Source organism: Sphingopyxis terrae subsp. terrae NBRC 15098 (genome assembly GCF_001598815.1).
GTDB classification, from domain to species: domain Bacteria; phylum Pseudomonadota; class Alphaproteobacteria; order Sphingomonadales; family Sphingomonadaceae; genus Sphingopyxis; species Sphingopyxis terrae.
The window spans coordinates 32,602-57,877 of the sequence record NZ_BCZQ01000008.1; the positions used below are offsets into that span (position 1 = coordinate 32,602).

Below are 25,276 nucleotides of genomic sequence, written 5' to 3' on the forward strand. Positions count from 1 at the left end.
ACCCCTGCGACGCTCAGAACAGCTCGCCCTGTCCCCGCCCCGGCGCGGCGGGAGGCTTGCGCGCGGGCTTTGGCGCCGGCGCAGGGGGCGGCGGCGCATCGCCGTCCGTCACCGTCACCGGCACCTTGCCATCGGCGAAGGCAAGCCGCAGATGGCCTGCGCCACGGGCACGCGCCGCGCTCGGCACGATCGCCCCGTCGGCATCGCGCACCATCGCATAGCCGCGGGCGAGCAGCGCGCGCGGGTCGAGCGAGGTCAGCAGCCGCGCAAGCCCCGCCAGCTTGGCGCGATCGCGATCCCAGGCGCGCGCCAGCAGCGCCGGACGCAGCGCCGCGCCGCGCGTCGCCAACCGCTCGCCGGCGATCGCGAGCCGGTGGCGCTGACTGCGGTCGAGCCGGTCGGCGGCGTCGTCGAGCCGCTGGCGCTGGGGGGCATAGAGCGCCTCGCGCTTCGGCAGGTGCCGCGCGAGCGCGGTCAGCCGTTCGCCCGCGAGCGTGCGGTGGCGCGTTGCCGCGCCCGTCATCCGGCTGCGCCACGTCGCAAGCTGCGCGATCAGTTCGGCGCGCACTGGCACCGCCATTTCGGCGGCTGCGGTCGGCGTAGGCGCGCGCATGTCGGCGGCATAATCGGCCAGCGTCACATCGGTTTCGTGGCCGACCGCGCTGATCGTCGGGATGCGGCAATCGGCGATCGCGCGCACCACGATCTCTTCGTTGAATGCCCATAAATCCTCGATCGAACCGCCGCCGCGCGCGACGATGACAAGGTCGGGGCGCGGCACCGGTCCGCCGGGCGCGAGCGCATCGAAACCGCGCACCGCATTCGCAACCTGCGCCGCCGCGCCATCGCCCTGCACCAGCACAGGCCACACGATCACCCGCGTCGGGCAGCGATCGGCGAGGCGGTGGAGAATGTCGCGAATCACCGCCCCGGTCGGCGAGGTGACGACGCCGATGACGCGCGGCAAATAGGGCAAGGACCGCTTGCGTTCGCGGTCGAACAGCCCTTCGGCGCCAAGCCGCGCTTTCAGCTTTTCGAACAACAGCATCAACGCGCCTTCGCCCGCGACCTCCAGGCTTTCGACGACGAGCTGATATTTGGAGCGGCCGGGATAGGTGGTGAGCTTGCCCGTCGCGATCACCTCGATGCCATCTTCGGGCCGGAAGGCGAGGCGCGCCGCCTGCCCCTTCCACATCACCATGTCGATCAGCGCATTGTCGTCCTTGAGCGCGGCGTAGAAATGCCCTGATGCCGCACGCTTCGCGCCCGACAGTTCGCCGCGCACGCGAACGCGCGCAAAGCCGTCCTCGACCGTGCGCTTGATTGCGGCCGACAATTGCGTGACCGACAGTGCGGGTGCATTGTCGCCCGCCGTCGCCTCGGCTAACAGCCGCGCTTCGGTGCCATCGTCGGACGGAAAAGGGACGCTCATGAATATCCTGCTGGTCGGATCTGGGGGGCGCGAACATGCGCTGAGCTGGCAACTGGCACAATCGCCGAGTTGCGCCAAGCTCTATGCGGCACCCGGAAACCCCGGGATCGAAGTCTATGCCGAATGTGTGCCGATCGCCGCCGACGATGTCGACGGGCTCGTCGCCTTCGTGCGCACCCATGCGATCGATTTCGTCGTCGTCGGCCCCGAAGCGCCGCTCGTCGCCGGATTGGGCGACCGGCTGCGCGCGATCGACATTCCGGTCTTCGGCCCGTCCGCCGCGGCCGCGCAGCTCGAAGGATCGAAGGGCTTTACCAAGGATCTGTGCGCGCGCGCCGCGATTCCAACCGGCGGCTATGTGCGCTGCGCCAGCGCCGAAGCCGCACTGGCCGCGCTCGCCGATTTCGCCATCCCCGTCGTCATCAAGGCCGACGGGCTCGCCGCGGGCAAGGGCGTGATCATCGCCGAGACGCGCGCCGAGGCCGAAGCCGCGATCGCCGACATGTTCGCGGGCGCCTTTGGCGGCGCGGGCGCTGAGGTGGTGATCGAGGAATTTATGACCGGCGAGGAGGCAAGCTTCTTCGCGCTGTCCGACGGCACCAATGTCATCGCCTTCGGCAGCGCGCAGGATCACAAGCGCGTCGGCGACGGCGACACCGGCCCCAACACCGGCGGCATGGGCGCCTACAGCCCGGCGCCCGTGCTGACCAAGGAGCTTGAGGCAGAGGTGATGGACCGGATCATCCGTCCCACCGTGGCCACGCTCGCTGCCGAAGGCACGCCCTATGTCGGGGTGCTGTTCGCCGGGCTGATGCTGACCGGTGAAGGGCCGAAGCTGATCGAATATAATTGCCGTTTCGGCGATCCCGAATGTCAGGTGCTGATGATGCGTCTGACCGGCGATTTTGCCGCGCTGCTTCATGCCGCCGCAACCGGGCGGCTGGCCGACGTGCCCGCGCCGACCTTTACCGGCGGCTATGCGCTGACCGTCGTGATGGCGGCGAACGGCTATCCGGGCACCCCCGAAAAGGGCGGCGCAATCCGCAACATCGCCGCGGCCGAAGCGGGCGGCGTGCGCGTCTTCCATGCCGGGACCGCGCGCGCCGACGGCGCGATCGTCGCCGCGGGGGGACGCGTGCTCAACGTCACCGCGACGGGCAAGAGCGTCACCGAGGCGCAGACGCGCGCCTATGCCGCGGTCGACAAGCTCGATTTCGCGAGCGGCTTCTGCCGCCGCGATATCGGCTGGCGCGAAGTCGCGCGCGAGGCGCACTGAGCCGCGCTGGACGCGCCACCCCCGTCGGCCTAGGCTGACGGCGAAACAGGGAGATCATCATGACGTGGCTTCAGGAAAATTGGATCATCGCGGTCGTCGGACTGGTTGTCGCGGTGGTCCTGCTGTGGTGGTTGTTCGGCCGCAAGCGCCCCGACGAAGCAGCGCCGCCCGCGGCGATGCCGGCCGAGCCGAAGAAGCCGCTCGAAGCGGCGAAGCCCGACATCGTCAAAGCCGAACCAGCGCGTTTCAAACCAAAGGAAGCCGCGCCCGCGTCGTTGCCTCCGGTGCCGGCTGCACCGCCCACAGCCTCCGATATTCCGGCGGAACCCACCGTCCCGCCCGCGCCCGTCGCGCAAGCGCCCGAGCCCGAACCGGCCGCGCCTCCACCGGTCGCCCCTGCCCCGCCGGCAGAAGCCGCTCCCGCCCCTGCCGCCGCCAAAGCCGACAATCTGCAATTGCTGAAAGGCGTCGGGCCGAAAATGGCGACGCTGCTCGGCGGTCTGGGCGTGACCAGCTTTGCGCAGATCGCCGCCTGGACCGACGCCGATATCGCCGCGATCGATCCGCAGCTCGGCGCGTTTCAGGGCCGCATCGCCCGCGACAATATCGTCGACCAGGCCGGCTATCTGGCGAAGGGCGACAAAGCGGGGTTCGAGGCGAAATATGGTGCCCTCGGCGGCGAGCTATAAGGCGAAAAGCCGCCCTATAGCTCAGGCCGCGGCAACCGCCCCGGCGTGACCGGCAATCGCATCGGCCAGCGTATCGACCAATCCCAGCGGCAAATCATGCCCCATGCCGGGGATGGTGAGCAATCGGGCGCCCGGAATATTGTCTGCGGTATCGCGCCCGCCCGCCAGCGGCACCAGCGGATCGCCCTCGCCATGGATCACCAGCGTCGGCGCGCTGATCGACTTCAGCATCGGCCGCCGGTCGCCATCGGCGACGATCGCCGCCATCTGGCGTGCGACGCCCTGCGGATACCAGCCACGTTCGAAATCGCTGCGCACGCGCCGCTGCAACCGCTCCTCGTCGGGCGGGTAGCCGGGGCTGCCGATCACCTTGGCGGCGCGCACCGAATAGGCGATCAGATCTTCGGGATCGCCGCTCATCGGCCGGCTGGTCAGCACCTGCATCGCTTCCTTCTGCGCGCGCGGCAGGCGGGGGTTGCCGGTCGTCGACATCACCGACGTCAGCGACAGCACGCGGTCCGGATAGCGCGCGGCGATATGCTGCGAAATCATCCCGCCCATCGACACGCCGACGATATGCGCCCGCGCGATGCCCAGATGGTCAAGCAAGGCCACGCCGTCGGCCGCCATGTCGGCGAGCGTGTAAGCGCTCCGCACCGGCAGGCGCAGCAGCGACTTCACGAACATCCATTTGAGATTGGGGACACCGGCCGCGTCGAAGCGCGTCGACAGGCCGACGTCGCGGTTGTCGTACCGGATGGTCCGAAAACCGCGCGCGTTCAGCGCGTCGACAAATTCGTCGGGCCACAGCGTCAGCTGTCCGCCCAGCCCCATCACCAGCAGAATCACCGGCGCATCGCGTGGCCCCTTGTCTTCGAAGGTGATGCTGATCCCGTTTACCGCTGCCTGCTCTGTCGTCATGCCGTCGCCGCTCCCCGATGGTCAAACCGCCACTGTGCCGCTGCGCGCGGCGCGGTCAAGAGGGCGCCCGTCGGCGAAAGCGAAACCGGGCCGGCTTCGTCGGAACCGCGCCACGCCGGATGCGCCAGCCGGCGCGCGCGCGCGACAGAAGGACGCGCCGCGCCGCATGCGCGCAAAACGGCAGCGCAAAGATCACCAGCGACAGGCCGATGATCCATCGTCCGGTGTGCGCCGTGTCGTGACACGCGTCCACGCAGTCGGACGCCGCCACCCCGGCGCCGAAATGAATCAGCAATGTCTTCAAGGTCGAAACTGGTCCCCACGACGCGCCTCTCCGCGCGTCACCGGATCCTTTACAGGATCAGCGTTAAGCGAGCGTTGCGGCTCCCACTGCCGCTATTTACCGCGATTCCGGGCGCCCCCTATACGTCGGAAGCGCCAAAGACCAGCGAATTGCTGCGCCGCGCAGGACGAAACCCGACGCGGCCCCCGCGACAGCGGCGACCGAGGTTGCGACGCCGAGCCAGGTCAGGACCAGAAACAGCCCGGAGGCGAGCGCCGCCGCGGTGACATAGATTTCGGGCCGCATGATGATCGACGGCACCCCGGCCAATATATCGCGGATCGTCCCGCCGACGCAGCCGGTGATGACGCCCATCATCAGCGCGGGAACCGGCGCCACGCCCCAGGCGAGGGCCTTGGCCGTCCCGAACACCGCATAAGCGGCGAGCCCGACCGCATCGGCCCATTCCAGAAGCTGCCCCTGCCACCAGCGTTCGGGAGTCACCCACACGACCAGCGCAATCGCGATGCACACCGCGCCGATCGCGCCGTCCTGAACCCAGAAGACCGGCGCGCCGATCAGCAGGTCGCGCACGCTACCCCCGCCGACCCCGGTGACGAGCGCAAAGAAGCTCGCCGTCACCAGCGTCTGGCGCAGGCGCACCGCCATCAACGCGCCCGACAGCGCGAAGACCGCGATGCCGGTCAGATCGAGAAGGCGAACGAGCGTCTGGGTGTCCATGGATCGGCGATGCTTCTTCGTCCCGCAGGCCGGCACCGGTGCCGGCAACCGCTTCGTCATGCGATCATCGGCGGCGCGGCGCAACGGAAATGGGGCGACGTCGCCGCCGCCCCATGCCCTACCCCAGTGGACGGGTAACTCAGATGTGGATCGGCTTTCCGGTCACCGCCATCGCGGCTTCCTTGATTGCCTCGCTGTGCGTCGGGTGCGCGTGGCAGGTGTAGGCGATGTCTTCGGACGTCGCGCCGAATTCCATCGCCTGCGCCGCCTGCGCGATCATCGTGCCCGCCGGCACTGCGATGATCCAGACGCCCAGGACGCGGTCGCTCTTGGCATCGGCGATCACCTTCACAAAGCCGTCGGGTTCGTGGTTGGTCTTCGCACGGCTGTTCGCGAGCATCGGGAATTTGCCGACCTTGACGTCGCCCTTTTCCCCACCAGCCTTCTCGACAGCCTGCTCTTCGGTCAGGCCGACGCCGGCGATTTCGGGCCAAGTGTAGACCACCGACGGGATGACGTCGTGGTTCACGATGCCGGTCAGCCCCGCGATATTTTCAGCGCAGGCGATGCCTTCATCCTCGGCCTTGTGCGCGAGCATCGGGCCGGGAACGACGTCGCCGATCGCCCAGATGCCGTCGACGGCGGTGCGGAAATCATGATCGGTCTCGATCTGACCGCGCTGGTTCGTGGTCAACCCCGCCTTGTCGAGCGCGAGGCCGCCGGTGTTCGGACGGCGACCGATCGAAACGAGGACGACATCGGCTTCGAGCGTTTCGGCGTCGCCTCCCGCGGCGGGCTCGAGCGTCAGCACGGCCTTCTTGCCCTTCACTTCGGCCCCGGTGACCTTGGTCTTGAGCTTGAAGTCCATGCCCTGCTTCTTGAAGATCTTGTTCGCTTCCTTGCGAACGTCGCCGTCCATCCCGGGCAGGATCTGGTCGAGAAACTCGACCACGGTGACTTTCGCGCCAAGCCGGCGCCAGACGCTACCGAGTTCGAGCCCGATCACGCCGCCGCCGATCACGACCATATGACCGGGTACCTTCGCAAGCTCGAGCGCACCGGTCGAATCGACGATCACGCCCTTGTCGTTGTCGACTTCGACGCCCGGAAGCGGAGTCACCGACGATCCGGTGGCGATGATGATGTTCTTGGCGCGATAGGCCTTGCCCGCAACCTCGACGCTGTCCTTGCCGGTGAACTGCGCATAGCCCTTCAGCCAGTCGACCTTGTTCTTCTTGAACAGGAATTCGATGCCGCCGGTCAGGCCCTTGACCGCATCCTTGCGCTGGCCGTGCATCGCGGGGAGGTCGAGCTCGGGCTTCACCTTGATGCCCATCGCCGCCATCGCGCCGCCCGCCGCCGCCTCGAAATATTCCGACGCGTGCAGCATCGCCTTCGACGGGATGCAGCCGACGTTGAGGCAGGTGCCGCCCAGCGTTTCGCGCCCTTCGGCGCACGCGGTCTTGAGCCCGAGCTGCGCCGCGCGGATCGCCGCGACATAACCGCCGGGACCGGCACCGATGACAAGGACGTCGTAGTCGTAATCAGCCATTTGTTGTTCCTTTACCCCTCGGGGGATGGGGAGAAATCTCTTAGAGGTCGATCAAAAGCCGCGTCGGATCCTCGATCGCTTCCTTGATCGTTTTCAGGAAGGTCACCGCCTCGCGGCCGTCGACCAGCCGGTGGTCATAGCTCAGCGCCAGATACATCATCGGACGGATCACGACCTGACCGTTGATCGCGACCGGGCGGTCCTCGATGCGATGGAGGCCCAGCACGGCCGATTGCGGCGGATTGATGATCGGGGTCGACATCAGCGAGCCGAACACGCCGCCGTTCGAGATGGTGAAGGTGCCGCCGCTCATGTCGTCCATCGTCAGCGTGCCTTCCTTGGCGCGCTTGCCGAAATCGCCGATCGTCTTTTCGATGCCGGCGAAGGACAGGCTTTCGGCGTTGCGGATCACCGGCACGACAAGCCCGCTCGGACCGCTGACCGCGACCGAGATGTCCATATAATTATTATAGACGATCTCGTCGCCGTCGATACGGCCGTTGACCGCGGGAATGTCCTTGAGCGCAAGGCAGGCGGCCTTGGTAAAGAAGCCCATGAAGCCCAGGCGCACGCCATGCTTCTTTTCAAACAGATCCTTGTAGCGGCCGCGCGCCTCGATCACCGCCGTCATGTCGACGTCGTTGAACGTGGTGAGCATCGCCGCCGTATCCTGCGCCGATTTCAGGCGGCGGGCGATCGTCTGCCGCAGGCGGGTCATCTTGACCCGCTCTTCCTGACGGCCCGGCGCACCCGTTGCAGCGGGCGCGGCGGCAGGTGCCGGGGCAGCCGCGGGCGCAGGCGCCGCGTCGGGGGCGGCTTCGGCGGCCGCGAGCACATCTTCCTTGGTCAGGCGGCCGTCCTTGCCGGTGCCCTTGATCTTGCTCGGATCGAGGCCGTGCTCGAGGACGAGGCGGCGTACCGCGGGCGACAGGGTGACGACGGCATCCTCGCCGCCGGTCGCTGCGGGAGCGGGCGCCGCCGCTTCGGCCTTCGCCGCGGGCGCAGGCGCGGGGGCGGCGGCCTTGCCGTCGCCGGCCTCGATCGTCGCGATCACCGCGCCGACATTGACGGTATCGCCGACGGCGACGACCTGTTGCCCCATCACGCCGGCGACGGGCGACGGCACTTCGACCGCGACCTTGTCGGTTTCGAGGCTGGCAATCGGCTCGTCGAGCGCGACGGCTTCGCCGGGCTGCTTCAGCCACTCGCCGATCGTCGCTTCGGTCACGCTTTCACCCAGCGTCGGGACTTTGACTTCGGTGCTCATTGATGCAGTTCCTTAGGGCTTAAGCTCTGGCTCAGGCTTTATTCTTATTGCGACGGATTTCGGCGCGGACATTGAGGCCCAGCGCGTCGGCGACGAGCGCCGCCTGCTCGGTCTGGTGGCGGCTCATCAGGCCGGTGGCGGGCGAAGCCGCAGCGGCCCGGCCGGCGTAACGGGCGCGCATGCCCTTGTGGCCAGCGTCGATCAGCGATTCCTCGATCAGCGGCTCGACGAAGAACCAGGCGCCGTTGTTGCGCGGCTCTTCCTGCGCCCAAACGACCTCTTCCAGATTCTTCATCTTCTTCAGGCGGATGGCCAGCGCCTCGCCCGGGAAGGGATAAATCTGTTCGATGCGGATCACCGTCGTGTCGTCGAGCCCGGCGGCGTCGCGCGCCTCCATCAGGTCGTAACCGACCTTGCCCGAACACAGGACGACACGCTTGACCTTCGCATCTTCCGGCGGGGTGCGGTCCGACATGATGCGGCGGAAATGCGCTTCGCCGATGAAGTCCGAGCGCTGCGACACGGCCAGCTTGTGGCGAAGCAGCGACTTGGGCGTCATGATGATGAGCGGCTTGCGGAAGGGGCGCAGCATCTGGCGGCGCAGGACGTGGAAATAGTTCGACGGGGTCGAAATATTGCACACCTGGATGTTGTCGCCGGCGCAAAGCTGAAGGAAGCGTTCGAGACGCGCCGAGCTATGCTCGGGCCCCTGCCCTTCATAGCCGTGCGGCAGCAGCAGGACGAGGCCGTTGGCGCGCAGCCATTTGGCTTCGCCCGCCGCGATGAACTGGTCGATCATGATCTGCGCGCCGTTGGCGAAGTCGCCGAACTGCGCCTCCCACAGCACGAGGCTCTTCGGATCGGCCATCGCATAGCCATATTCGAAGCCGAGCACGCCATATTCGGACAGCGGGCTGTCGAGCACCTCGAACCGGCCGTGCGGCACGGTGGTCAGCGGGATATATTTATGCTCGTCCTTCTGGTCGACCCAGACGGCGTGACGCTGGCTGAACGTCCCGCGCCCCGAATCCTGACCCGAGAGGCGTACCTGATAGCCTTCGCTGAGCAGCGTGCCGAAGGCGAGGCTTTCGGCGGTGGCCCAATCGAACACCTCGGCATCGTCCTTGTTCGCGAACATCGCGGCGCGGGCGTCGATCACGCGGCGCAGCGTCTTGTGCACCTCCAGATCGTCGGGGATCGTCGTCATCGTGCGGCCGATGGCGTCGAACAGCTTTTCCGATACGCCCGTCGAAATGTTGCGCCGGGCATTTTCGGGATCGGCGGGCGCGTGCAGGCCCGACCAGCGGCCGGCGAACCAGTCGGCCTTGTTCGACTTGTAGGTCTTCGATGCTTCGAATTCATCTTCGAGCCGCGCGACGAACTCGGCGCGGTGCGCTTCGGCATCGCCAGCCGAAACGACGCCCTCTGCCTCCAGCCGCGTGGCATAGAGGTCCGACACTGGCGGATGCTTGCGGATGATCGCGTACATCAGCGGCTGGGTAAAGCTCGGTTCGTCGCCTTCATTGTGGCCGAAGCGGCGATAGCACCACATGTCGATGACGATGTCGCGCTTGAACTGCTGGCGGAAGTCGATCGCCAGCTTGCACGCGAAGGTCACGGCTTCGGGATCGTCGCCGTTGACGTGCAGGATCGGCGCCATCACGCCCTTTGCCACGTCGGACGGATAGGGCGACGAGCGTGCGAACTGCGGGCTGGTCGTGAAGCCGATCTGGTTGTTGACGATGAAGTGAATGCAGCCGCCAGTATTGTAGCCGCGAATGCCCGAAAAGCCGAGGCATTCCCACACGATCCCCTGCCCCGCAAAGGCGGCGTCGCCGTGGATCAGCACCGGCAGCACCTGGCTATGTTCGGCCAGATCGTCGCGCATCACCTGCTGCGCGCGCACCTTGCCCAGCACGACGGGGTCGACCGCTTCGAGGTGCGACGGGTTCGGGACCAGCGACATATGGACCGACACGCCGTCGAACTCGCGGTCGGTCGACGTGCCCAGGTGATATTTGACGTCGCCCGAACCGCCGACATCCTCGGGGTTCGCGGTGCCGCCCTGAAATTCGTGGAAGATGACCTTGTACGGCTTGGCCAGCACATTGGCGAGGACGTTCAGGCGGCCGCGATGGGCCATGCCATAGACGATTTCCTTCACCCCATATTGGCCGCCATATTTGATGATCGCCTCGAGTGCAGGGATCATCGATTCGCCGCCGTCGAGCCCGAAACGCTTTGTGCCGACATATTTGCGCGCGAGGAATTTCTCCCATTCCTCGGCCTCGATCACCTTGTTGAGGATCGCCTTCTTGCCGTTGGCGGTGAAGTCGATCGACTTGTCGGCGCCTTCCATCCGCTCCTGGAGGAAGCGGCGCTCCTCGACATCGGCGATGTGCATATATTCAAGGCCGACGTGCCCGCAGTAATTGGCCTGCAGGATCGACACCACCTCGCGAATCGTCGCCTTCTCGAGCCCCAATGTGCCGCCGAGGAAAATCGGTCGGTCCTGGTCCGCCCCGATGAAGCCGTGATATTCGGGCGTCAGATCGGCCGGCAATTCGCGGTGGGTCAGGCCCAGCGGATCGAGCGTCGCGGCAAGGTGCCCGCGCACGCGATAGGTGCGGATCAGCATCATCGCGCGGATCGAATCGTCGGCCGCCCGTTCGACCTCGGCGTTCGAGAGCGGGGCCCCCGCCTTCGCCGCGGCCGCCTTGACCGCGACCTGCATCTGCTGCGGGTCGAGCGCGGCGGTCAGATCATCGCTGTCGATCAGCGGCCAGTTCTTCGGCGCCCAGCTCGGGCCGGCCTGGACTTCATCGACGTCGAAGCTTTGTCGTTCGAGGTTCATATCTCTAACCTATCCGTGCCCCTGCGAAGGCAGGGGCCCATCTCCTGGGGGTGCTATATGGTGCCGATCCGGGCGATCTTCATCGCCCTTGAATCTCGAACCACAAATCCCGCCAATCGGGATTTGCTTCCTCGATCATCCGCACTTTCCAACTTCGTTTCCATCGCTTGATCTGCAACTCGCGCAAGCGCGCCTCCCGCAAATCCGCATGCACTTCAAACCATACCAGCCGCACGCAGCCATGAGTCTTTGTGAAGCCTTCAACCACCATCTCGCGGTGCTGGTAAACACGCTGCACCAGTTTCGATGTCGATCCGGTATAAATGGTGCCGTTCTTGCGGTTCGCCATCATATAGACCGCGCCGCTCTTCATTCATCGCCCGGTCGGGTGATGGGCCCCTGCCTTCGCAGGGGCACGGGCGAAGAGCGGCGCACAATAATCAGACGCGTTCCTTCAGCACTTCGGCAAGCGTCGTGCCGAGTTCCGACGGGCTGGCCGACACGGTGATGCCGGCGGCTTCCATCGCCGCAATCTTGCTTTCGGCATCGCCCTTGCCGCCCGACACGATCGCGCCGGCGTGGCCCATGCGGCGGCCCGGCGGCGCGGTGCGGCCCGCGATGAAACCGACCATCGGCTTCTTGCGGCCGCGCTTGGCTTCGTCGATCAGAAACTGCGCCGCCTGCTCCTCGGCATCGCCGCCGATTTCGCCGATCATGATGATCGACTTGGTCGCTTCGTCGGCAAGGAAGAGTTCGAGCACGTCGATGAAGTTGGTGCCGTTGACAGGGTCGCCGCCGATACCGACCGCGGTGGTCTGGCCCAGGCCGGCGTTGGTGGTCTGGAACACCGCTTCATAGGTCAGCGTGCCCGAGCGCGAGACGACGCCGACGCTGCCCTTTTTGAAGATGCTGCCCGGCATGATGCCGATCTTGCATTCGTCGGGGGTCAGCACGCCGGGGCAGTTCGGGCCGATCAGCCGCGACTTCGAACCCGACAGCGCGCGCTTCACCTTGACCATGTCGAGCACCGGAATGCCTTCGGTGATCGCAACGATCAGCTCGATCTCGGCATCGATCGCCTCGAGGATCGAATCGGCCGCGAACGGCGGCGGCACATAGATGACCGACGCACTCGCCCCGGTCGTCGCCTTCGCTTCGGCGACGGTGTCGAACATCGGCAGACCGATGTGCGTCGTGCCGCCCTTGCCCGGCGTCACGCCGCCGACCATCTGCGTGCCATAGGCGAGCGCCTGTTCGGTGTGGAAGGTGCCAGTCGCACCGGTCATCCCTTGCGTGATGACCTTGGTATTCTTGTCGATGAGGATGCTCATACGTTTTGTTCCATTCTCTGTGCCCCTGCGAAGGCAGGGGCCCATCTCCAGATTTTCAACTCACCGACGGCCCTATCATTCGAGCGCGGGTGATGGGCCCCTGCCTTCGCAGGGGCACCGCAATCATGCCAGGCTGGGATCCAGATTCTTGCACGCGTCGAGCAGTTCCTTGACCGCATCGACCGACACTTGCAGGCCCGCCTTGTCTTCGGCATCGAGTTCGATCTCGACGATCTTTTCGACGCCGCCCGCACCGATCATCACCGGCACGCCGACATACAGGCCATCGACGCCATACTGGCCATCGACATAGGCAGCGCAGGGCAGGATGCGCTTCTGGTCTCCCAGATAGGCTTCGGCCATCGCGATGCCCGAGGCTGCGGGAGCGTAGAAGGCCGAACCGGTGCCGAGCAGCGCGACGATTTCGCCGCCGCCGCCGCGGGTGCGCTTGACGATCGCGTCGATCTTGTCCTGGCTCGACAGGCCCATCTTGACGAGGTCGGGAACGGGGATGCCGTTGACCGTCGAGTAACGGACGACGGGAACCATCGTGTCGCCGTGGCCGCCGAGGACGAAGGTGTTCACATCCTTCACCGACACGTCGAATTCGTCGGCGATGAAGTGGCTGAAGCGCGCCGAGTCGAGCACGCCCGCCATGCCGACGACCTTGTTGTGCGGCAGACCCGAAAATTCGCGCAGCGCCCAGACCATTGCGTCGAGCGGGTTGGTGATGCAGATGACGAAAGCGTCGGGGGCGTTCGCCTTGATGCCTTCGCCAACGGCCTTCATGACCTTCAAATTGATGCCGAGCAAATCGTCGCGGCTCATGCCCGGCTTACGGGCGACACCGGCGGTGACGATGATGACGTCGGCGCCTGCAATGTCCTTATAGTCGTTCGAGCCGGTGATCTTCGCGTCGAAGCCGGCGATCGGGCCGACCTGCGACAGGTCGAGCGCCTTGCCCTGCGGCACGCCTTCGACCACGTCGAACAGGACGACGTCGCCCAGTTCCTTCTGCGCGGCGAGCAGCGCCAGCGTCCCGCCGATATTCCCGGCTCCGATCAAAGCGATCTTCTTGCGTCCCATGGCGCGCGGCACTCCCTTCCTGGCAAAGCCCGGCAGTGATTTCCAGATCGGCGGGGCCACGGGCCAAAGCCGCCTGCCAATCCCAAAGACTCGCGACGCCCTACGCCGATTCCGTTAACGAAACAACCGCGAAAAGGACGAAAAACCGCGTTTTTATGCAAATAGTTCGCAATAGCGTTATTGCAAGATCAGGCCTGATTCAGAACCGAAGCGCGAGCGATCCTAAGCGATTCATACCGGCCGCGTGAACATCGCTTGCGCCGGTCGGCCACAGGCGTAAGACAGGCGGTGGCGATCTTGGGGCGTCGCCAGGCGGGGCCGTGTGCCCTGCGCCCGCAAAAGGATCGACGCCACCATGACCAAGAGAGCTTTTATCCCTGCGCTGTCCTGCGCCATCCTCCTGACCGCCGCCACAACGCCGCTCGCCCATGCTGGCGAAAAGACATGGAACGATGCGGGATCGATCACGCGCGACGCCCTGGTGATCGCCGCATTCGGGGTTCCGCTTGCCCAGAGCGACTGGGACGGCACGCTGCAAGCCGGCGGCAGCCTCGTCGCTGCCGCCGGCGTAACCGCCGGTCTGAAGCAGGTCTTTCCCGAGCGACGCCCCGACGGAAGCGACAACAAGGGCTTCCCCTCGGGCCATACATCGGTTTCCTTCGCGGCGGCGGCGACGCTGCAAAACCGTTATGGCTGGAAAGTGGGTCTCCCCGCACAGGCGCTTGCCGCCTTCGTCGGATTGAGCCGGGTCGAAGCCCGAAAACATCATGTCCATGACGTGCTGGTCGGCGCCGCGATCGGCGAGGCATCGGGCTTTCTGATCACGCGCCGCGCAAGCGACCGGGTTCAGGTCTTTCCGTGGGCCGATGCCGGGGGCGGCGGCGTCGCGATGACGATGCGCTTCTGAAAGGTCGGCCTGAACGATCGGCCTGAACGATCGCTGCGGGGGAGCCGCAGCGGCCGCTTAACGCTTCGTTACGCCGCTGCTGATAGCGCGGGCGAGTGACGCGCGCGATCATCAGCTTCGATACCGAATTGTCCGCCGGGCTCCATCGCCGCGGCGCATGCGCGCGCACCAATTTCGAAAGCTCGATCCTCGGGCGCTGCCGCGACGGCGATTTCGGCATCCATTTCCAGATGGACATGCTCGACCGTTTCGGCCTGAAAGGCGTCTATTTCGTCGACCCCATGCCCGCACTTGTCCACGGCCCCGGGATTGTCGATGCGATCGTCGGCCCGATCCTGGCGCGCGGCCATGAAGTGCAACTCCATCTCCACACCGAATGGCTGGAATTTGCGCGGTTCAATCCGGTCGGCAAGCTGCGCGGCCGCAATATCGGCGATTTCCCTTTCGCAGCGCAAAAGAAACTGATCGCCCTCGCCCGCGACATATTGATGGGCGCCGGAGCGCCCCAACCGACCGCCTTCCGCGCCGGTAATTTCGGCGCCAACGACGACACGCTGCGCGTCCTCGCCGCGCTGGGCTTCCGCTTCGACAGCAGCTTCAACGCCGCCTGGCAGGGACTGGGATGCGACATCACGCTCGATCCGGCCAATCTGGGCATGCGTGTCCATCATGGCATTTGCGAAGTGCCGGTCAGCGGCCTGCGCGACCGCGCGAACAGCTTTCGTCCTGCGCAGCTGTGCGCCATGTCCGAAGAGGAAATGCGCGACGCGCTCGATCATTCGGCGGCGAGCGGCGCGATCCAGTTTTCGGCCTTCAGCCACAGTTTCGAATTGCTTAGCCGCGACCGTCAGGTTCCGAACGGGCTCGCAATCGCGCGGATGGAGGCGCTGTGCCGGGCAGTCGCCGACGATCCGCGAGTCAGCAGCGGGGGCTTTGCAACCCTGCCCGCGCCGCCGACCCGCCCCGGCCGCATCCCGGCCGCTGCTCCCAAGCCGCTCCGCACGCTGCGGCGCGTCGCAGAGCAGACGGTCGGACATATCGCGCACGAAATCCGCTATGTCCGCGATGTCGTCGCCCTGACGATCAACTCGTCACGGTGGGGCAAAGTGCTATGCGGCGTCATCCTGGCCGTGGCCTAGCGCCAGATATTCGCCGGACTGCATTTCGGCGAGGCGGCTCGCGGTGCGCTCGAACTCGAAGGCGCCATCGCCGGCCACATAGAGCGCATCGGGCTCGGCCGCAGCGCTGGCGAGCAGCTTGACCTTATATTCGTAGAGCGCGTCGACCAGTGTCACGAAGCGCGCGGCCTCGTTGCGGTTCTCGGGCCCCATCCGCGGGATGCCGACGATGATTACCGTGTGAAAATGCCGCGCGACGGCCAGATAGTCCGATGCGCCGCGCGCCTCCGCGCACAGGCGCTTGAACGAAAAGACCGCCACGCCCTTCAGCGCCTTGGGTACATGTAGCGTCCGCCCGCCGCCGACGTCCAGATTGAGCGAGGGCACATGCGCGCGGTCCTCGGGCGGATAATCGGTCAGGCGAAAGAAGGCCGCCGACAGCGCCTCGGTCGCCGCCGCGTCGGCTGGCACGAACCAGCGCTTGCCGTCGCCGAGCCGGTGGCGCCGGTAATCGGTCGGGCCGTTAAGGCCCATCACATCGAGCCGTTCCTCGATCAGTGCAATAAAGGGCAGGAAATGCTCGCGGTTGAGGCCGTCCTTGTAGAGATCCGCGGGCGGACGGTTCGACGTCGCGACCACCGTCACCCCGTGCGCGATCAACGCGGTGAACAGGCGCGAGAGGATCATCGCATCGGCGCTATTGTTCACCACCATTTCGTCGAAGGCGAGGCAGCGGACATTTTCGACCAGAGAGGCCGCAACCTGCGGGATCGGATCGCCGCTCTCGCTCTTGCGCACCTCGCGCATCCGCGCGTGGACGTCGAGCATGAAGGCGTGGAAATGGACGCGCCTTTTGCGCTGGATGGCCAGATGGTCGTAAAACAGGTCCATCAGCATCGACTTGCCGCGGCCGACGGCGCCCCACAGATAGACGCCGCGCGGCGCGTCGGGTTTGCGCCCGGCGATCCGCCACAGGATGCTGCCGCGCGGCGGCGCCGCCTGCAGATCGGATTGCAGCGCGGCGAGGCGTGCTGCCGCCGCCCGCTGTTCGGCGTCGGGCTTCAGCTCGCCCGCAGCGACCAGCGCGTCATAGGCGGCAAGCAATCCTGTCACTTGCGGCTTGCCTTGCGGATCGTCCCCGCAAAGCTCAGCACGATATGCTCGTCGTCCGGCCCCTGAACGACCAGCCCGCGCAGGAAGATCAGCCGCCCCGTCTCGCGCACTTGCTCGACCACCGCATCGAGCGGTTCGTCGAGACGGCCGCCGCCGACGAACTGCGTCGACAAATCGAGCGTCACCGAATGGCCCGCCTCGAGCGATCCGAACTGGTGCGAAGCGGCGAAGAGAGCAATGTCGACCAGCGCCAGCGTTACTGCGCCATGGACATTGTCGCCCAGATTGCTGTGTTTGCGCGTCGGCAGCATCCGCACGCGGGCGCGCGGCCGACCGTCCTCGGTCGGGCTTTCGAGGCGCACCGACAGCGGTTCGATAAAGGCGTTGAACCGGCTCGCGTCCTTGAGGTTCCAGCTGATCCAGCCGCCCTCCAGCGCCTCGGCACTGAAATGATCCGCGCGCTTGGGGTCCTCTATTCCGTCGTTCACACCTGCCGCTCGGCCTCGAGCTTCTTGATCTCGGCGATCGCGCGTGCGGGGCTCAGCCCCTTGGGGCACGCGTTGGCACAGTTCATGATCGTGTGGCAGCGATAGAGGCGGAACGGATCTTCGAGATCGTCGAGCCGTTCGCCGGTATATTCGTCGCGGCTGTCGGCGAGCCAGCGATAGGCCTGAAGCAGGATCGCGGGCCCAAGGAACTTGTCGCTGTTCCACCAGTAGCTGGGGCAGCTCGTCGAACAGCAGGCGCACAGGATGCACTCGTAAAGGCCGTCGAGCTTCTCGCGCTCTTCAGGCGACTGGAGCCGCTCCTTGCCGCTGGGCGTCGTCGACTTGGTCTTCAGCCACGGCTCGATCGAGGCATATTGCGCATAGAAATGGGTGAAATCGGGGACGAGGTCCTTGATGACCTCCATATGCGGCAGCGGCGTGATCTGGATGTCGCCCTTCATATCCTCGATCGCGGTGGTGCAGGCGAGGCCATTCTTGCCGTTCATGTTCATCGAACAGCTGCCGCAAATGCCTTCGCGGCACGAACGGCGGAAGGTCAGCGTCGAATCCTGCTCGCTCTTCATCTTGATGAGGGCATCGAGCACCATCGGGCCGCATTTGTCGGTGTCGATCTCGAACGTGTCGAAATGCGGGTTCTGGCCGCTGTCGGGATTGTAGCGATAGACCTTGAATTTTTTGACGTTGCTCGCGCCCTCGGCCTTGTGGACCGTGCCGCCCTTCTGGACGCGGCTGTTCTTGGGCAGACGAAATTCGGCCATATCGCGGGCTCCCTATGCAATCGCGGGCTGCGTAGCCCCATTGAACCGCCGCGACAAGAGGGTGTGCGGCGGCGCACGCGCGAAAGCGGTGGCGGCACGCCAAGCGAGCGGCTAGGCCGGGCGGCGATGAGCGACGCCGCCGCCCCCTTTCGCCTTGCCGTCTATGATCTCGATCGCACCGTGCTGCGGACGCCGACGTTCACGCTCTTCCTTCTGTGGGCGGCCGCGCGCAGCGCGCCATGGCGCCTTCTGCTGGCGCCCGTTTTCCTCGGGCTGCTCGCGGGGCATGCGCTCGGCCTCTACAGCCGCGATGCGTTGAAGCCCGCGGCGATCGGATTGATGCTCGGGCGGCGGGTGCCGGCGGAGCGAATGGCGCACCTGGCTGCGGACTTTGCCGCCTGGCGCGTTCCCGCCGACGTTCAACCGGGGGCCAGAGCGGCGATCGCCCGCGACCGCGCCGCCGGCTACCATCTGCTGCTGGCAACCGCGGCCCCCGAATTCTACGCCGCCGCCCTGGCCGAGGCGATGGGCTTCGATGCCTGCATCGCCACCCGGCATCGGCGCGCCGCCGACGGAAGCTGGCTCGCGGCGCTCGACGGCACCAATTGCTATGGGCCGGAAAAGGCGCGCCGCGTCGCCGAATGGCTCGCTGCCGACCCGCAACGCGCCGCGCATCATATGCGGGCCTATTCGGACCATGCGAGCGACGCACCGCTGTTCGCGCTCGCCGACGAGGCCTTTGCGATCGGACGTCGCGGCCGCATTGCCAAAGCGGCACGCGACAACGGCTGGACGCTGACGGATTTCGGGACGGGCTAGCGCCCCTCGACGAAGGCCTCCAGCGCCGCGGCGCCGCGCGCAACCGACGTCTCGCCCGCCCGGTGGTCCATCGTGTAGGCGAACAGCCGATCCTGCTCGGCGCGGTGCAGCGCGGCACTTTCGCGCCAGTGCGGAATCCGCTCGGCAAGCTCAGCAGGGCCGTACAAGACCTCCCCGTTGCGCCAGAATTCATAGCGCTCGGCCACGCCGTCGGCGGGCTTGCCGTTCGGATCGAGAAAATAACAGGCGCCGCGGTGCAGCAGAAACTCGTAAACCTGACTGCTCACATCGCCGATGTAGACGTCGGCCGCCATCGTGTAGCTCATGTCGAAGAGATTGGGGCCGTCGACGTCGATCAGGATATTGTCGGCGGCGCGGAAGCGGTCGGCGATGTCCGGCCGGAGCTTGGCGGTCCGATATTCGAGCGAATAGTGCAGCCGCTTGCGGAACAGCATCACATGCGGCGCGACGATCAGATTATAGTCGCGATGCGCGAGGAAAAAATCCATCACCGCCTCGCCCATGCCGTACCAGGACGACAGGTGCGGATCGAAGTGCGGATTATAGAGAAAGACCGGGCGATCATTGTCGAAGAAGCGCTTGCGCACCGCCGGATCGATCGTGTCGAACTTGGGATAACCGATGACGCGGCACTGGTCGGCGGTGGTGATGCCGTGACGCACCATCTCGTCAACCAGCTTCGGTCCGCTGAGCAGCATGAGGTCGAACTGCGCGAGTTCGGGATGATAGGCGACATTCCGGTCGCCCGACCCGTGCGGCACATAGGCAAAGCGCGGCCCCGCCGCCCCCAATCGGCGCCGGACGCGCAGACAGGTGCGTTCGGTCGATACCACCAGGTCGACACTGCGAAACAGATCGAGATGCCGGTATAGACGCGCGACGCGCAGCACCGGCGCCACCTTGTTGATCGGCGCCAGCAGCCGCTGTTGCGCCGTCGGCAGGTCGAGCATCCGCCATTCAATACGGTCGTGCGCCGCCGCCGGAATGATCTCTGCCACCTTGTGCCGGATCGCCTCGACGCCGCAGGCGACGACGACCTGAACCGTCGGCGCGTGCAGCGCGAGTTCGCCCGCTATGCCTGCGATATGCGCCGCCTGATGCGCCGCATCATGGTTGAACAGGAACAAGATACGCTTCGTCATGACGGCATCCGGCTTTCGCGAAGGATCAGGAAGCTGGCGCCGAACAGCAGCAGCAAGGTCACGGTTTCGGCCAGCACCTTGGACCATGCGGCGCCGATCGCGCCCATCGTCGGCAGCATCAGATAGATGGCGGCGATCAGCGTGGCCGTGCCCGCCAGCCTGATACCGATGATCAGGCGCGATCGTCCGGCCGCCATCAGCATCGGTTCGCAGCTGACCGTCGCCATTTGCAGGCAGGCCGCGAGGCCGAGAACGAGCAGGAACGGATAGGCGCCCAGAAACGCCGGACCCGACATGAGCAGCAACAGCGGCTTGCCGAGTAGCACGATCGCCGGCGCGAGCAAAAGGAACAGGCCGAGCGCGATCAGCGTCAACCGGACATAGAGCGACGCCACGCCGCGCAGCCCCTGCTTGACGTAGATATTCGTCATCTCGGTGTAACTGGCGAGGCCGATGAAGCCGGCCATGATCGTGATCGACTGGGTCAATTGATGCGCAAGGCGATAGATGCCCGCTTCGGTGGCGCCCGCGAACGAGCCGACCAGCAAGACCGGCAGTTGCTGCGCCACCGTATAGGCCATGGTTCCGAAATTGGATGCGACCATCAATTCGGGAAGACCCTTGTTCTCGCGCCACACGCGCCACCAATGCCGGCCGTCGGGTCGGCCATAAGCGCGGCGGCACGACCGGTTGGCGAGCCACCAGAAGACGAGCGTGCTCGCCATCTCCGAACCCGCCCACACGATCAGGAAAATCTCGAGCGACGGGTGCGTGAAAAAGGCGACAACGGCCCCCAAAGTCTTCAGTGTGGGCACCACCGCTTCGGCGAGGAAGGTTTGCGAAAATTCGGAGTGAAGCCGCAATATTCCGCGCGGCACATTGCGGATCGACAGCATGAACAGCACGACATAGGCGAATGCCGTCCAGACGAGCTCGGCCGGCATGCCCAGCAACCCCCGCCCCAGCCAGAGGATCAGCGCCGCCGCGCCAATGCCGAGCAGCGCCATCGCCAGATCGACCGCGGTGCAAAAGCGGATGAGGCGCGTCAGGGCCGGATGATCGCCGCTGTGGATATGTTCCTGGCCATATTTGACCAGCACCTGCCAGATGTTGAAATTGAGGATCGCCTGCAGCACCAGCGTCGAACTGAGGATCAGGGCAAAGGAGCCATAGGCAGCCGGCCCCAGGCCGCGCGTGACGATCGCAAGGTAGAAGAGGCTGAGGATCGCGCCATAACCCTTGCCCCCGAGAATCCAGCTCAGGTGGGTCATGATGCGCCGGAAAGGCCCCTGGTCGCCCGTGTCGGCAGCCGGCGCGCCGAGGCGCCGCACCGCCGCAATACCCTTATCGATCCAGGTCCGATAGAAGAGTGGCCGGCGGTCGGCCGGGGGCGGAGCGGGTTCCATGCGCGCGGCCTATATCGCCTTTGGCGTCGTTTTCCATCCATTTGCACAGCCAAATCGACGGAAAACGACTTCCCTTTCGCTCCGCTGATCTAGTAACGCGGGGCGGGGCAGAGGCGTTCGGGAATGGAAACGGGAATGCGCGTGGGTCTGTCCGCACAGATCGAAGGGGGAACCGCAGGCGGTGCGCCATGCAGCGAGCGCCCGTGGCTGAGCATCCTGATCCCCGTCTATAATGTCGAGCCTTATCTGCGCGATTGCCTGGCGTCGCTGTTGCCGCAGCTCCCGCCGGTTGGGGTGGAGGTGATCCTGCTCGACGACGCTTCGACCGATGGCTCGCTCGGGCTGTGTAGCGAGATCTGCCCGCAGTCGCACCCGCAAGTCCGGCTGATGCGCCATCCCAGCAACGCCGGATTGAGCGCGGCGCGCAATACGATGCTCGATGCGGCGCGGGGCGATTATATCTGGTTCGTCGATTCCGACGATGAAGTCATGCCGGGCGCGATCGCCAGGCTCCGGGCTATTATCGACCGCGAAGCGCCCGATCTTGTCCTTTGCGATTACGAGCGCGGCGGCCGGCATCTGAGCAGTTTCGCCGGCCCGTCCGGTCGGCCCAGCGCCGATCGGGAGGCATTGCTGCAAGGCGTTTTTGCGCGGCGGCGGCTGCATAGCTGGAGCAAGATCGCGCGCCGGTCGCTCTGGAGCGACGACCTGCGTTTCCCCGCCGGACGATGCTTCGAAGATATCGCGACGACGCCGTGGCTGCTGCTTCGTGCCCGCACCCATTATCACGCAGCCGAGGCCTGGGTGCGCTATCGCGACCGTCCCGACAGCATCATGGGGGCGCTGCGCCGGTCGCGGGGACGCTTCGACGATTGCCGGAACGACGATCTGGCAATGAGCCTGGCCGGCTTCGACGCAGCGACGCGCGACGCGCTCCCCGCCATGAGCGACGTCACCCGACACCATATCGCGCATTTCTGGGCGAAGGAGTTCACCAAAATCTGCTGGCGGCTGCTGTCGAGCAGCGCCTTTCGCATGCCCTGGCGCGACCTGCGCCGCAAGCTCGCCCGCTACCGCGGCATGATGGACGCGGAATCGCCGATCGCTTTTGCGACGCTCGCGCGCCTTTACCGAAGCCGCGGGCGCTTGCCGCGCGCGGTGATACTATCCGCCTGCCTGTGGTTGGCACAAGCGGACGATGCCGGGTGAACGACGACGCGGCGGACGGCAAAGGGCCGTGGCTCAGCATTCTCATGCCAGTCTTCAACGTCGCGCCCTATCTGGCCGAGACGCTTGCCTCGATCGCCGCGCAGCTTCCGGCGGCGGGAGTGGAACTGCTGCTTCTTGACGATTGGTCGACCGACGGATCGGACGCGATCGGCGCGCGGATCTGCGCAGAGATCGGACCCGCGGCAAGCTTACATCGGCAGGCGGAAAACGGCGGCGTCGCCGCGGCGCGCAATCGCCTGCTCGACTTGGCGAAGGGCGATTATGTCTGGTTTATCGATGCCGACGACCTGCTGCTTCCCGGCGCGATCGCCGCGCTGCACGCGATCGTCATGCGCGATGCACCCGATCTGGTCCTTTGCGATTATCGCAAGCGGGGCCGCGACGAGGCGGCTTTCACGGGACCTGCGCGCCGCATCGTGACCGACCGCGAAGCGTTGCTTCATGGCCTGTTCGCGCGCCGCCGGATGCATTTGTGGACCAAGATCGCGCGCCGCAACCTATGGCATGATCTGCGCTTTCCGCCCCTCGCCTGCTTTGAGGATATGGCCGTCGTACCGCATCTGTTCTTGACGGTGCGCAGTCATTATTACGAGCCCGCGCCGTGGATCGACTACCGTGTGCGAGAGGGCAGCCTGACCGGGCTCGCGACCCGCACGGCAGGACATTTCGACACGGCTGGCAATGACGCGCTGACAGCGGTCCTGGCGGACATCATGGCGGCGGTGACGGCCGGTCTGCCCGCCATGCACGATGACATGCGCTACTGCCTCGCCCAATTTTGCGCGAAGGAATATACGAAAATCGGCTGGCGTCTCGTCAGCACGCGCGCCGGCCGGATGCCGTGGCAGGCGCTGCGCCGCGAGCTGCGACGCTACCGCGATCTCACCGAGGCGGCGTCGCCGCTGCCTTTTGCGGCGCTGCTCCGCACGCACCGACAGCATCGAAAATTCGGGCGCTGGTTCGTTCTGGCGCTTTTTGTGCGTCTGGCAGCTTAGGAGCCCGGCCCTAGCCACGCTGGGCCAGAATGCGCTCGATCAGCGTCACGTCCGACGGCTTGTCGGCGTCGATACAGGCTTCGGCGTCGGACATCGGCACCACGCGCGCGGCGAGGCCGAAGCGGCGCCCGGCGCGGGCGACGCCGCCCTGGATCGTGAACAGCCGCAGCAAAGCCCCCGCGAGCAGCCACGGTCCGAAGGCGGCAACGATCTTCAGCCCCTTCTTGCGGTCGCGTTCGATCCGTCCCCAAAAGTCGAGCAGCGGCAGCACGCGCTGCCCGCGCAGGCGAAAGAGATTGGCGCCCGACCACCAGCCGCGACGAAATTTGAGCCAGGTCCGCCGCGATTCGGGGTAGCGCGCGAGCAGCACGCGCCGCTCGACCATCGCAACTGCGACATCGCTGCCCGCTGCGCCGGCGAGGAATTCGGCGATCATCGCGGGCGTCAGCAGCACATTGTCGGCCGTCGTCACCAGCACCGGCGCGTCGCCTTCGGGCAGTGCAGCAGCGAGCGAAGCGCTGATCCCCTGTCCCGAATCGGCAAAGTGCAGGTCGGGCACGGCCGCCAACATGGGCTCGCGCGCCAGTTCGGCGCTGTTCTGCGCAAGCACCCGGATCGCGCCCACCTCGGGCGCGGCACGCAGCGCGGCGATGACATGGACAAGCATCGGCCGTCCGCCGACCGGCAGCAGCGCCTTGGTCGATACGCCGCTGCCGGTCAGCAGCGGGTCGGGACCGGGGCGGCTTCCGGCGAGGACGATGGCAGAGATCGGACCGGGCGTCGGAGCTGTCATGGCGCCCCCGCCGCAGGCGCGACCCGGCGCGCCGTCACGCCGCGCAGAAAGTCGGTGGCCTCGTCGAGCACCGGCCCTTTCGCGCGAAAGGGGGCCGCAAGCGCCATGACGATGCCGGTGTGGCCCATGCCCGGATAGACGCGCAGCGTCGCCGATCCGCCCAGCCGCTCGATCGCCGCGGCGAGGTTCTGGCTGTTGCGCGGGCGCACCGTCTCGTCCTCGTCGCCGCTCGCCAGCCATAGCGGCGGCGCATCGCCGCGCGCATAGTGGATCGGCTGCGTCTTTTCGGGCGGGCCCACCTTGCCCATCGCACGGTCGGCCATGCCGCCCTTTTCGAACGGCAGGAAATCATAGGGACCCGCGAGGCCCGCAACGCCGCGGATCACCGACGCGTCGCTCTTGGCCGCGCGCATCCATACCGGATCGAGCGCGAGCATCACCGCATTATAGGCACCCGCCGAATGGCCCATCAGCGCGATGCGATCGGGATCGCCGCCCAGTTCGCCGACGTGGCGGTGGGTCCACGCGACCGCCGCCGCGGCGTCCTCCAGAAAGTCGGGCCAATGCGCCTTGGGGACCAGCCGGTAATCGGGGATCACGACGACGAAGCCCTGGTTGGCCAGCGCCCGGCCGGCGAAGCCGTAGCTTTGCCGTTCACCGCTGCCCCAGCCGCCGCCATAGAAGAAGACCACGACCGGCAGCCGGTCGCCCGCCTGCGCCTGTTCGGGCACCCAGATATCGAGCGATTGCCGCACGCCGCGGCCATGGGGCTGGTCCGCAAGGAGCAGGCGCGCGCCCTTGCCGCTGCCGAGCAGCTTGTCGGCAAGGTCGAGCGACTTGGCACCGCCCGCAACGATCGCCCTGGCTCCGCCGCCGAACAGCAGCACGAGCAAGCCGATGAGAAGAAGGAATTTGATCAACCGCCGCTGTTCCCTGACCGTCCGATCCGCCATGCCTCACCCCGCGACCCGGCCCGTCTCCGCGCCCTACAGCCGTCGGCGAGCGCGAACAAGCGCCGTGCGCGTTACCTTTT

General features: G+C 66.3%; 24 protein-coding genes. 7 read left to right on the forward strand and 17 right to left on the reverse strand.

Annotated elements, in window-relative coordinates; translation table 11 throughout:
- Positions 1–13: 13 nt before the first annotated feature.
- Complete coding sequence (gene xseA / locus STE01S_RS05960; protein ID WP_062765921.1) at positions 14–1,432, reverse strand: exodeoxyribonuclease VII large subunit; 1,419 nt, start codon at positions 1,430–1,432, stop codon at positions 14–16.
- On the opposite strand from xseA, the gene purD reads away from it, so the two are divergent.
- On the forward strand, positions 1,431–2,708 hold the full coding sequence (purD, locus tag STE01S_RS05965; protein ID WP_062765924.1) for a phosphoribosylamine--glycine ligase: 1,278 nt from the start codon (positions 1,431–1,433) through the stop codon (positions 2,706–2,708). The two genes, xseA and purD, sit on opposite strands and share 2 nt — an antisense overlap.
- 59 nt (positions 2,709–2,767) lie before the next feature.
- The gene (locus STE01S_RS05970; protein ID WP_062765927.1) at positions 2,768–3,397 is read left to right on the forward strand and encodes a hypothetical protein; all 630 of its coding nucleotides are present in this window, start codon (positions 2,768–2,770) and stop codon (positions 3,395–3,397) included.
- 21 nt (positions 3,398–3,418) lie between these two features.
- Here the strand turns inward: STE01S_RS05970 and STE01S_RS05975 are convergent, their stop codons facing one another.
- From STE01S_RS05975 to mdh, 9 genes are all read right to left on the reverse strand, one after another.
- Positions 3,419–4,318 carry an alpha/beta fold hydrolase gene (locus STE01S_RS05975; RefSeq protein WP_062765929.1) on the reverse strand — a complete coding sequence of 300 codons (900 nt, stop codon included), beginning with the start codon at positions 4,316–4,318 and terminating at the stop codon, positions 3,419–3,421.
- Between the two features lie 55 nt (positions 4,319–4,373).
- Positions 4,374–4,622, reverse strand: a complete 249-nt coding sequence (locus tag STE01S_RS20315; protein WP_003041116.1) for a hypothetical protein — start codon at positions 4,620–4,622, stop codon at positions 4,374–4,376.
- Positions 4,623–4,718: 96 nt separating this feature from the next.
- Positions 4,719–5,342: a trimeric intracellular cation channel family protein gene (locus tag STE01S_RS05985; RefSeq protein WP_003041119.1), complete on the reverse strand. Its 624-nt coding sequence runs from the start codon at positions 5,340–5,342 to the stop codon at positions 4,719–4,721.
- 139 nt (positions 5,343–5,481) lie between these two features.
- The gene (gene lpdA, locus STE01S_RS05990) at positions 5,482–6,894 is read right to left on the reverse strand and encodes a dihydrolipoyl dehydrogenase (RefSeq protein WP_062765935.1); all 1,413 of its coding nucleotides are present in this window, start codon (positions 6,892–6,894) and stop codon (positions 5,482–5,484) included.
- A 40-nt stretch (positions 6,895–6,934) separates the two neighbouring features.
- Positions 6,935–8,161: a 2-oxoglutarate dehydrogenase complex dihydrolipoyllysine-residue succinyltransferase gene (gene odhB / locus STE01S_RS05995; RefSeq protein WP_062765938.1), complete on the reverse strand. Its 1,227-nt coding sequence runs from the start codon at positions 8,159–8,161 to the stop codon at positions 6,935–6,937.
- A gap of 31 nt (positions 8,162–8,192) precedes the next feature.
- The gene (locus STE01S_RS06000; protein WP_003041128.1) at positions 8,193–11,015 is read right to left on the reverse strand and encodes a 2-oxoglutarate dehydrogenase E1 component; all 2,823 of its coding nucleotides are present in this window, start codon (positions 11,013–11,015) and stop codon (positions 8,193–8,195) included.
- 79 nt (positions 11,016–11,094) lie between these two features.
- The gene (locus tag STE01S_RS06005; protein ID WP_062765941.1) at positions 11,095–11,388 is read right to left on the reverse strand and encodes a GIY-YIG nuclease family protein; all 294 of its coding nucleotides are present in this window, start codon (positions 11,386–11,388) and stop codon (positions 11,095–11,097) included.
- Between the two features lie 67 nt (positions 11,389–11,455).
- The gene (sucD, locus tag STE01S_RS06010; protein ID WP_058813024.1) at positions 11,456–12,346 is read right to left on the reverse strand and encodes a succinate--CoA ligase subunit alpha; all 891 of its coding nucleotides are present in this window, start codon (positions 12,344–12,346) and stop codon (positions 11,456–11,458) included.
- A 123-nt stretch (positions 12,347–12,469) separates the two neighbouring features.
- Positions 12,470–13,432 carry a malate dehydrogenase gene (gene mdh / locus STE01S_RS06015; RefSeq protein WP_062765944.1) on the reverse strand — a complete coding sequence of 321 codons (963 nt, stop codon included), beginning with the start codon at positions 13,430–13,432 and terminating at the stop codon, positions 12,470–12,472.
- A gap of 355 nt (positions 13,433–13,787) precedes the next feature.
- Between mdh and STE01S_RS06020 the strand changes: the two genes are divergently transcribed.
- Together STE01S_RS06020 and STE01S_RS06025 are read left to right on the forward strand one after the other, a co-directional pair.
- Positions 13,788–14,339: a phosphatase PAP2 family protein gene (locus tag STE01S_RS06020; RefSeq protein WP_062765946.1), complete on the forward strand. Its 552-nt coding sequence runs from the start codon at positions 13,788–13,790 to the stop codon at positions 14,337–14,339.
- Between the two features lie 95 nt (positions 14,340–14,434).
- Entirely contained in the window at positions 14,435–15,478 is a 1,044-nt protein-coding gene (locus tag STE01S_RS06025; RefSeq protein WP_062765948.1) for a polysaccharide deacetylase family protein, read from the forward strand.
- On the opposite strand, the gene zapE is transcribed toward STE01S_RS06025, so the two are convergent.
- Genes zapE through STE01S_RS06040 form a run of 3 tightly spaced genes read right to left on the reverse strand, consistent with a single transcriptional unit; the run spans position 15,449 to position 17,837 of the window.
- Positions 15,449–16,570: a cell division protein ZapE gene (zapE, locus tag STE01S_RS06030; RefSeq protein ID WP_062765951.1), complete on the reverse strand. Its 1,122-nt coding sequence runs from the start codon at positions 16,568–16,570 to the stop codon at positions 15,449–15,451. The genes STE01S_RS06025 and zapE overlap by 30 nt on opposite strands.
- Positions 16,567–17,058 (reverse strand): PaaI family thioesterase, encoded by a 492-nt coding sequence (locus tag STE01S_RS06035; RefSeq protein ID WP_058813034.1) that lies wholly within the window; start codon positions 17,056–17,058, stop codon positions 16,567–16,569. The genes zapE and STE01S_RS06035 overlap by 4 nt, the downstream gene beginning before the upstream one ends.
- Positions 17,055–17,837, reverse strand: a complete 783-nt coding sequence (locus STE01S_RS06040) for a succinate dehydrogenase iron-sulfur subunit (protein WP_062765954.1) — start codon at positions 17,835–17,837, stop codon at positions 17,055–17,057. The genes STE01S_RS06035 and STE01S_RS06040 overlap by 4 nt, the downstream gene beginning before the upstream one ends.
- Before the next feature lie 126 nt (positions 17,838–17,963).
- On the opposite strand from STE01S_RS06040, the gene STE01S_RS06045 reads away from it, so the two are divergent.
- Positions 17,964–18,656 (forward strand): HAD-IB family hydrolase, encoded by a 693-nt coding sequence (locus STE01S_RS06045; RefSeq protein WP_255265892.1) that lies wholly within the window; start codon positions 17,964–17,966, stop codon positions 18,654–18,656.
- Here the strand turns inward: STE01S_RS06045 and STE01S_RS06050 are convergent.
- Positions 18,653–19,819 carry a hypothetical protein gene (locus STE01S_RS06050; protein WP_062765959.1) on the reverse strand — a complete coding sequence of 389 codons (1,167 nt, stop codon included), beginning with the start codon at positions 19,817–19,819 and terminating at the stop codon, positions 18,653–18,655. The two genes, STE01S_RS06045 and STE01S_RS06050, sit on opposite strands and share 4 nt — an antisense overlap.
- Entirely contained in the window at positions 19,816–21,225 is a 1,410-nt protein-coding gene (locus STE01S_RS06055) for a lipopolysaccharide biosynthesis protein (RefSeq protein WP_062765962.1), read from the reverse strand. Before STE01S_RS06055 ends, STE01S_RS06050 begins: the two co-directional genes overlap by 4 nt.
- A gap of 123 nt (positions 21,226–21,348) precedes the next feature.
- Here STE01S_RS06055 and STE01S_RS06060 point away from each other — a divergent pair, with 123 nt between their 5' ends.
- Positions 21,349–22,434: a glycosyltransferase family 2 protein gene (locus STE01S_RS06060; protein ID WP_062765965.1), complete on the forward strand. Its 1,086-nt coding sequence runs from the start codon at positions 21,349–21,351 to the stop codon at positions 22,432–22,434.
- Positions 22,431–23,450, forward strand: a complete 1,020-nt coding sequence (locus tag STE01S_RS06065) for a glycosyltransferase family 2 protein (protein ID WP_062765968.1) — start codon at positions 22,431–22,433, stop codon at positions 23,448–23,450. The genes STE01S_RS06060 and STE01S_RS06065 overlap by 4 nt, the downstream gene beginning before the upstream one ends.
- 10 nt (positions 23,451–23,460) lie before the next feature.
- Here STE01S_RS06065 and STE01S_RS06070 read toward each other — a convergent pair whose 3' ends face one another.
- Together STE01S_RS06070 and STE01S_RS06075 are read right to left on the reverse strand one after the other, a co-directional pair.
- On the reverse strand, positions 23,461–24,243 hold the full coding sequence (locus tag STE01S_RS06070; protein WP_062765971.1) for a nucleotidyltransferase family protein: 783 nt from the start codon (positions 24,241–24,243) through the stop codon (positions 23,461–23,463).
- Positions 24,240–25,163, reverse strand: coding sequence for an alpha/beta hydrolase (locus STE01S_RS06075; protein WP_082813236.1), 924 nt, complete (start codon positions 25,161–25,163; stop codon positions 24,240–24,242). The genes STE01S_RS06070 and STE01S_RS06075 overlap by 4 nt, the downstream gene beginning before the upstream one ends.
- Positions 25,164–25,276: the final 113 nt, after the last annotated feature.

Coding starts and splice junctions, on each gene's coding strand:
- purD (WP_062765924.1), top strand. CDS start 1,431: ATGAATATCCTGCTGGTCGGATCTGGGGGGCGCGAACATGCGCTGAGC.
- xseA (WP_062765921.1), bottom strand. CDS start 1,432: ATGAGCGTCCCTTTTCCGTCCGACGATGGCACCGAAGCGCGGCTGTTA.
- STE01S_RS05970 (WP_062765927.1), top strand. CDS start 2,768: ATGACGTGGCTTCAGGAAAATTGGATCATCGCGGTCGTCGGACTGGTT.
- STE01S_RS05975 (WP_062765929.1), bottom strand. CDS start 4,318: ATGACGACAGAGCAGGCAGCGGTAAACGGGATCAGCATCACCTTCGAA.
- STE01S_RS05985 (WP_003041119.1), bottom strand. CDS start 5,342: ATGGACACCCAGACGCTCGTTCGCCTTCTCGATCTGACCGGCATCGCG.
- lpdA (WP_062765935.1), bottom strand. CDS start 6,894: ATGGCTGATTACGACTACGACGTCCTTGTCATCGGTGCCGGTCCCGGC.
- odhB (WP_062765938.1), bottom strand. CDS start 8,161: ATGAGCACCGAAGTCAAAGTCCCGACGCTGGGTGAAAGCGTGACCGAA.
- STE01S_RS06000 (WP_003041128.1), bottom strand. CDS start 11,015: ATGAACCTCGAACGACAAAGCTTCGACGTCGATGAAGTCCAGGCCGGC.
- STE01S_RS06005 (WP_062765941.1), bottom strand. CDS start 11,388: ATGAAGAGCGGCGCGGTCTATATGATGGCGAACCGCAAGAACGGCACC.
- sucD (WP_058813024.1), bottom strand. CDS start 12,346: ATGAGCATCCTCATCGACAAGAATACCAAGGTCATCACGCAAGGGATG.
- mdh (WP_062765944.1), bottom strand. CDS start 13,432: ATGGGACGCAAGAAGATCGCTTTGATCGGAGCCGGGAATATCGGCGGG.
- STE01S_RS06020 (WP_062765946.1), top strand. CDS start 13,788: ATGACCAAGAGAGCTTTTATCCCTGCGCTGTCCTGCGCCATCCTCCTG.
- STE01S_RS06040 (WP_062765954.1), bottom strand. CDS start 17,837: ATGGCCGAATTTCGTCTGCCCAAGAACAGCCGCGTCCAGAAGGGCGGC.
- STE01S_RS06045 (WP_255265892.1), top strand. CDS start 17,964: ATGAGCGACGCCGCCGCCCCCTTTCGCCTTGCCGTCTATGATCTCGAT.
- STE01S_RS06050 (WP_062765959.1), bottom strand. CDS start 19,819: ATGACGAAGCGTATCTTGTTCCTGTTCAACCATGATGCGGCGCATCAG.
- STE01S_RS06055 (WP_062765962.1), bottom strand. CDS start 21,225: ATGGAACCCGCTCCGCCCCCGGCCGACCGCCGGCCACTCTTCTATCGG.
- STE01S_RS06060 (WP_062765965.1), top strand. CDS start 21,349: ATGGAAACGGGAATGCGCGTGGGTCTGTCCGCACAGATCGAAGGGGGA.
- STE01S_RS06070 (WP_062765971.1), bottom strand. CDS start 24,243: ATGACAGCTCCGACGCCCGGTCCGATCTCTGCCATCGTCCTCGCCGGA.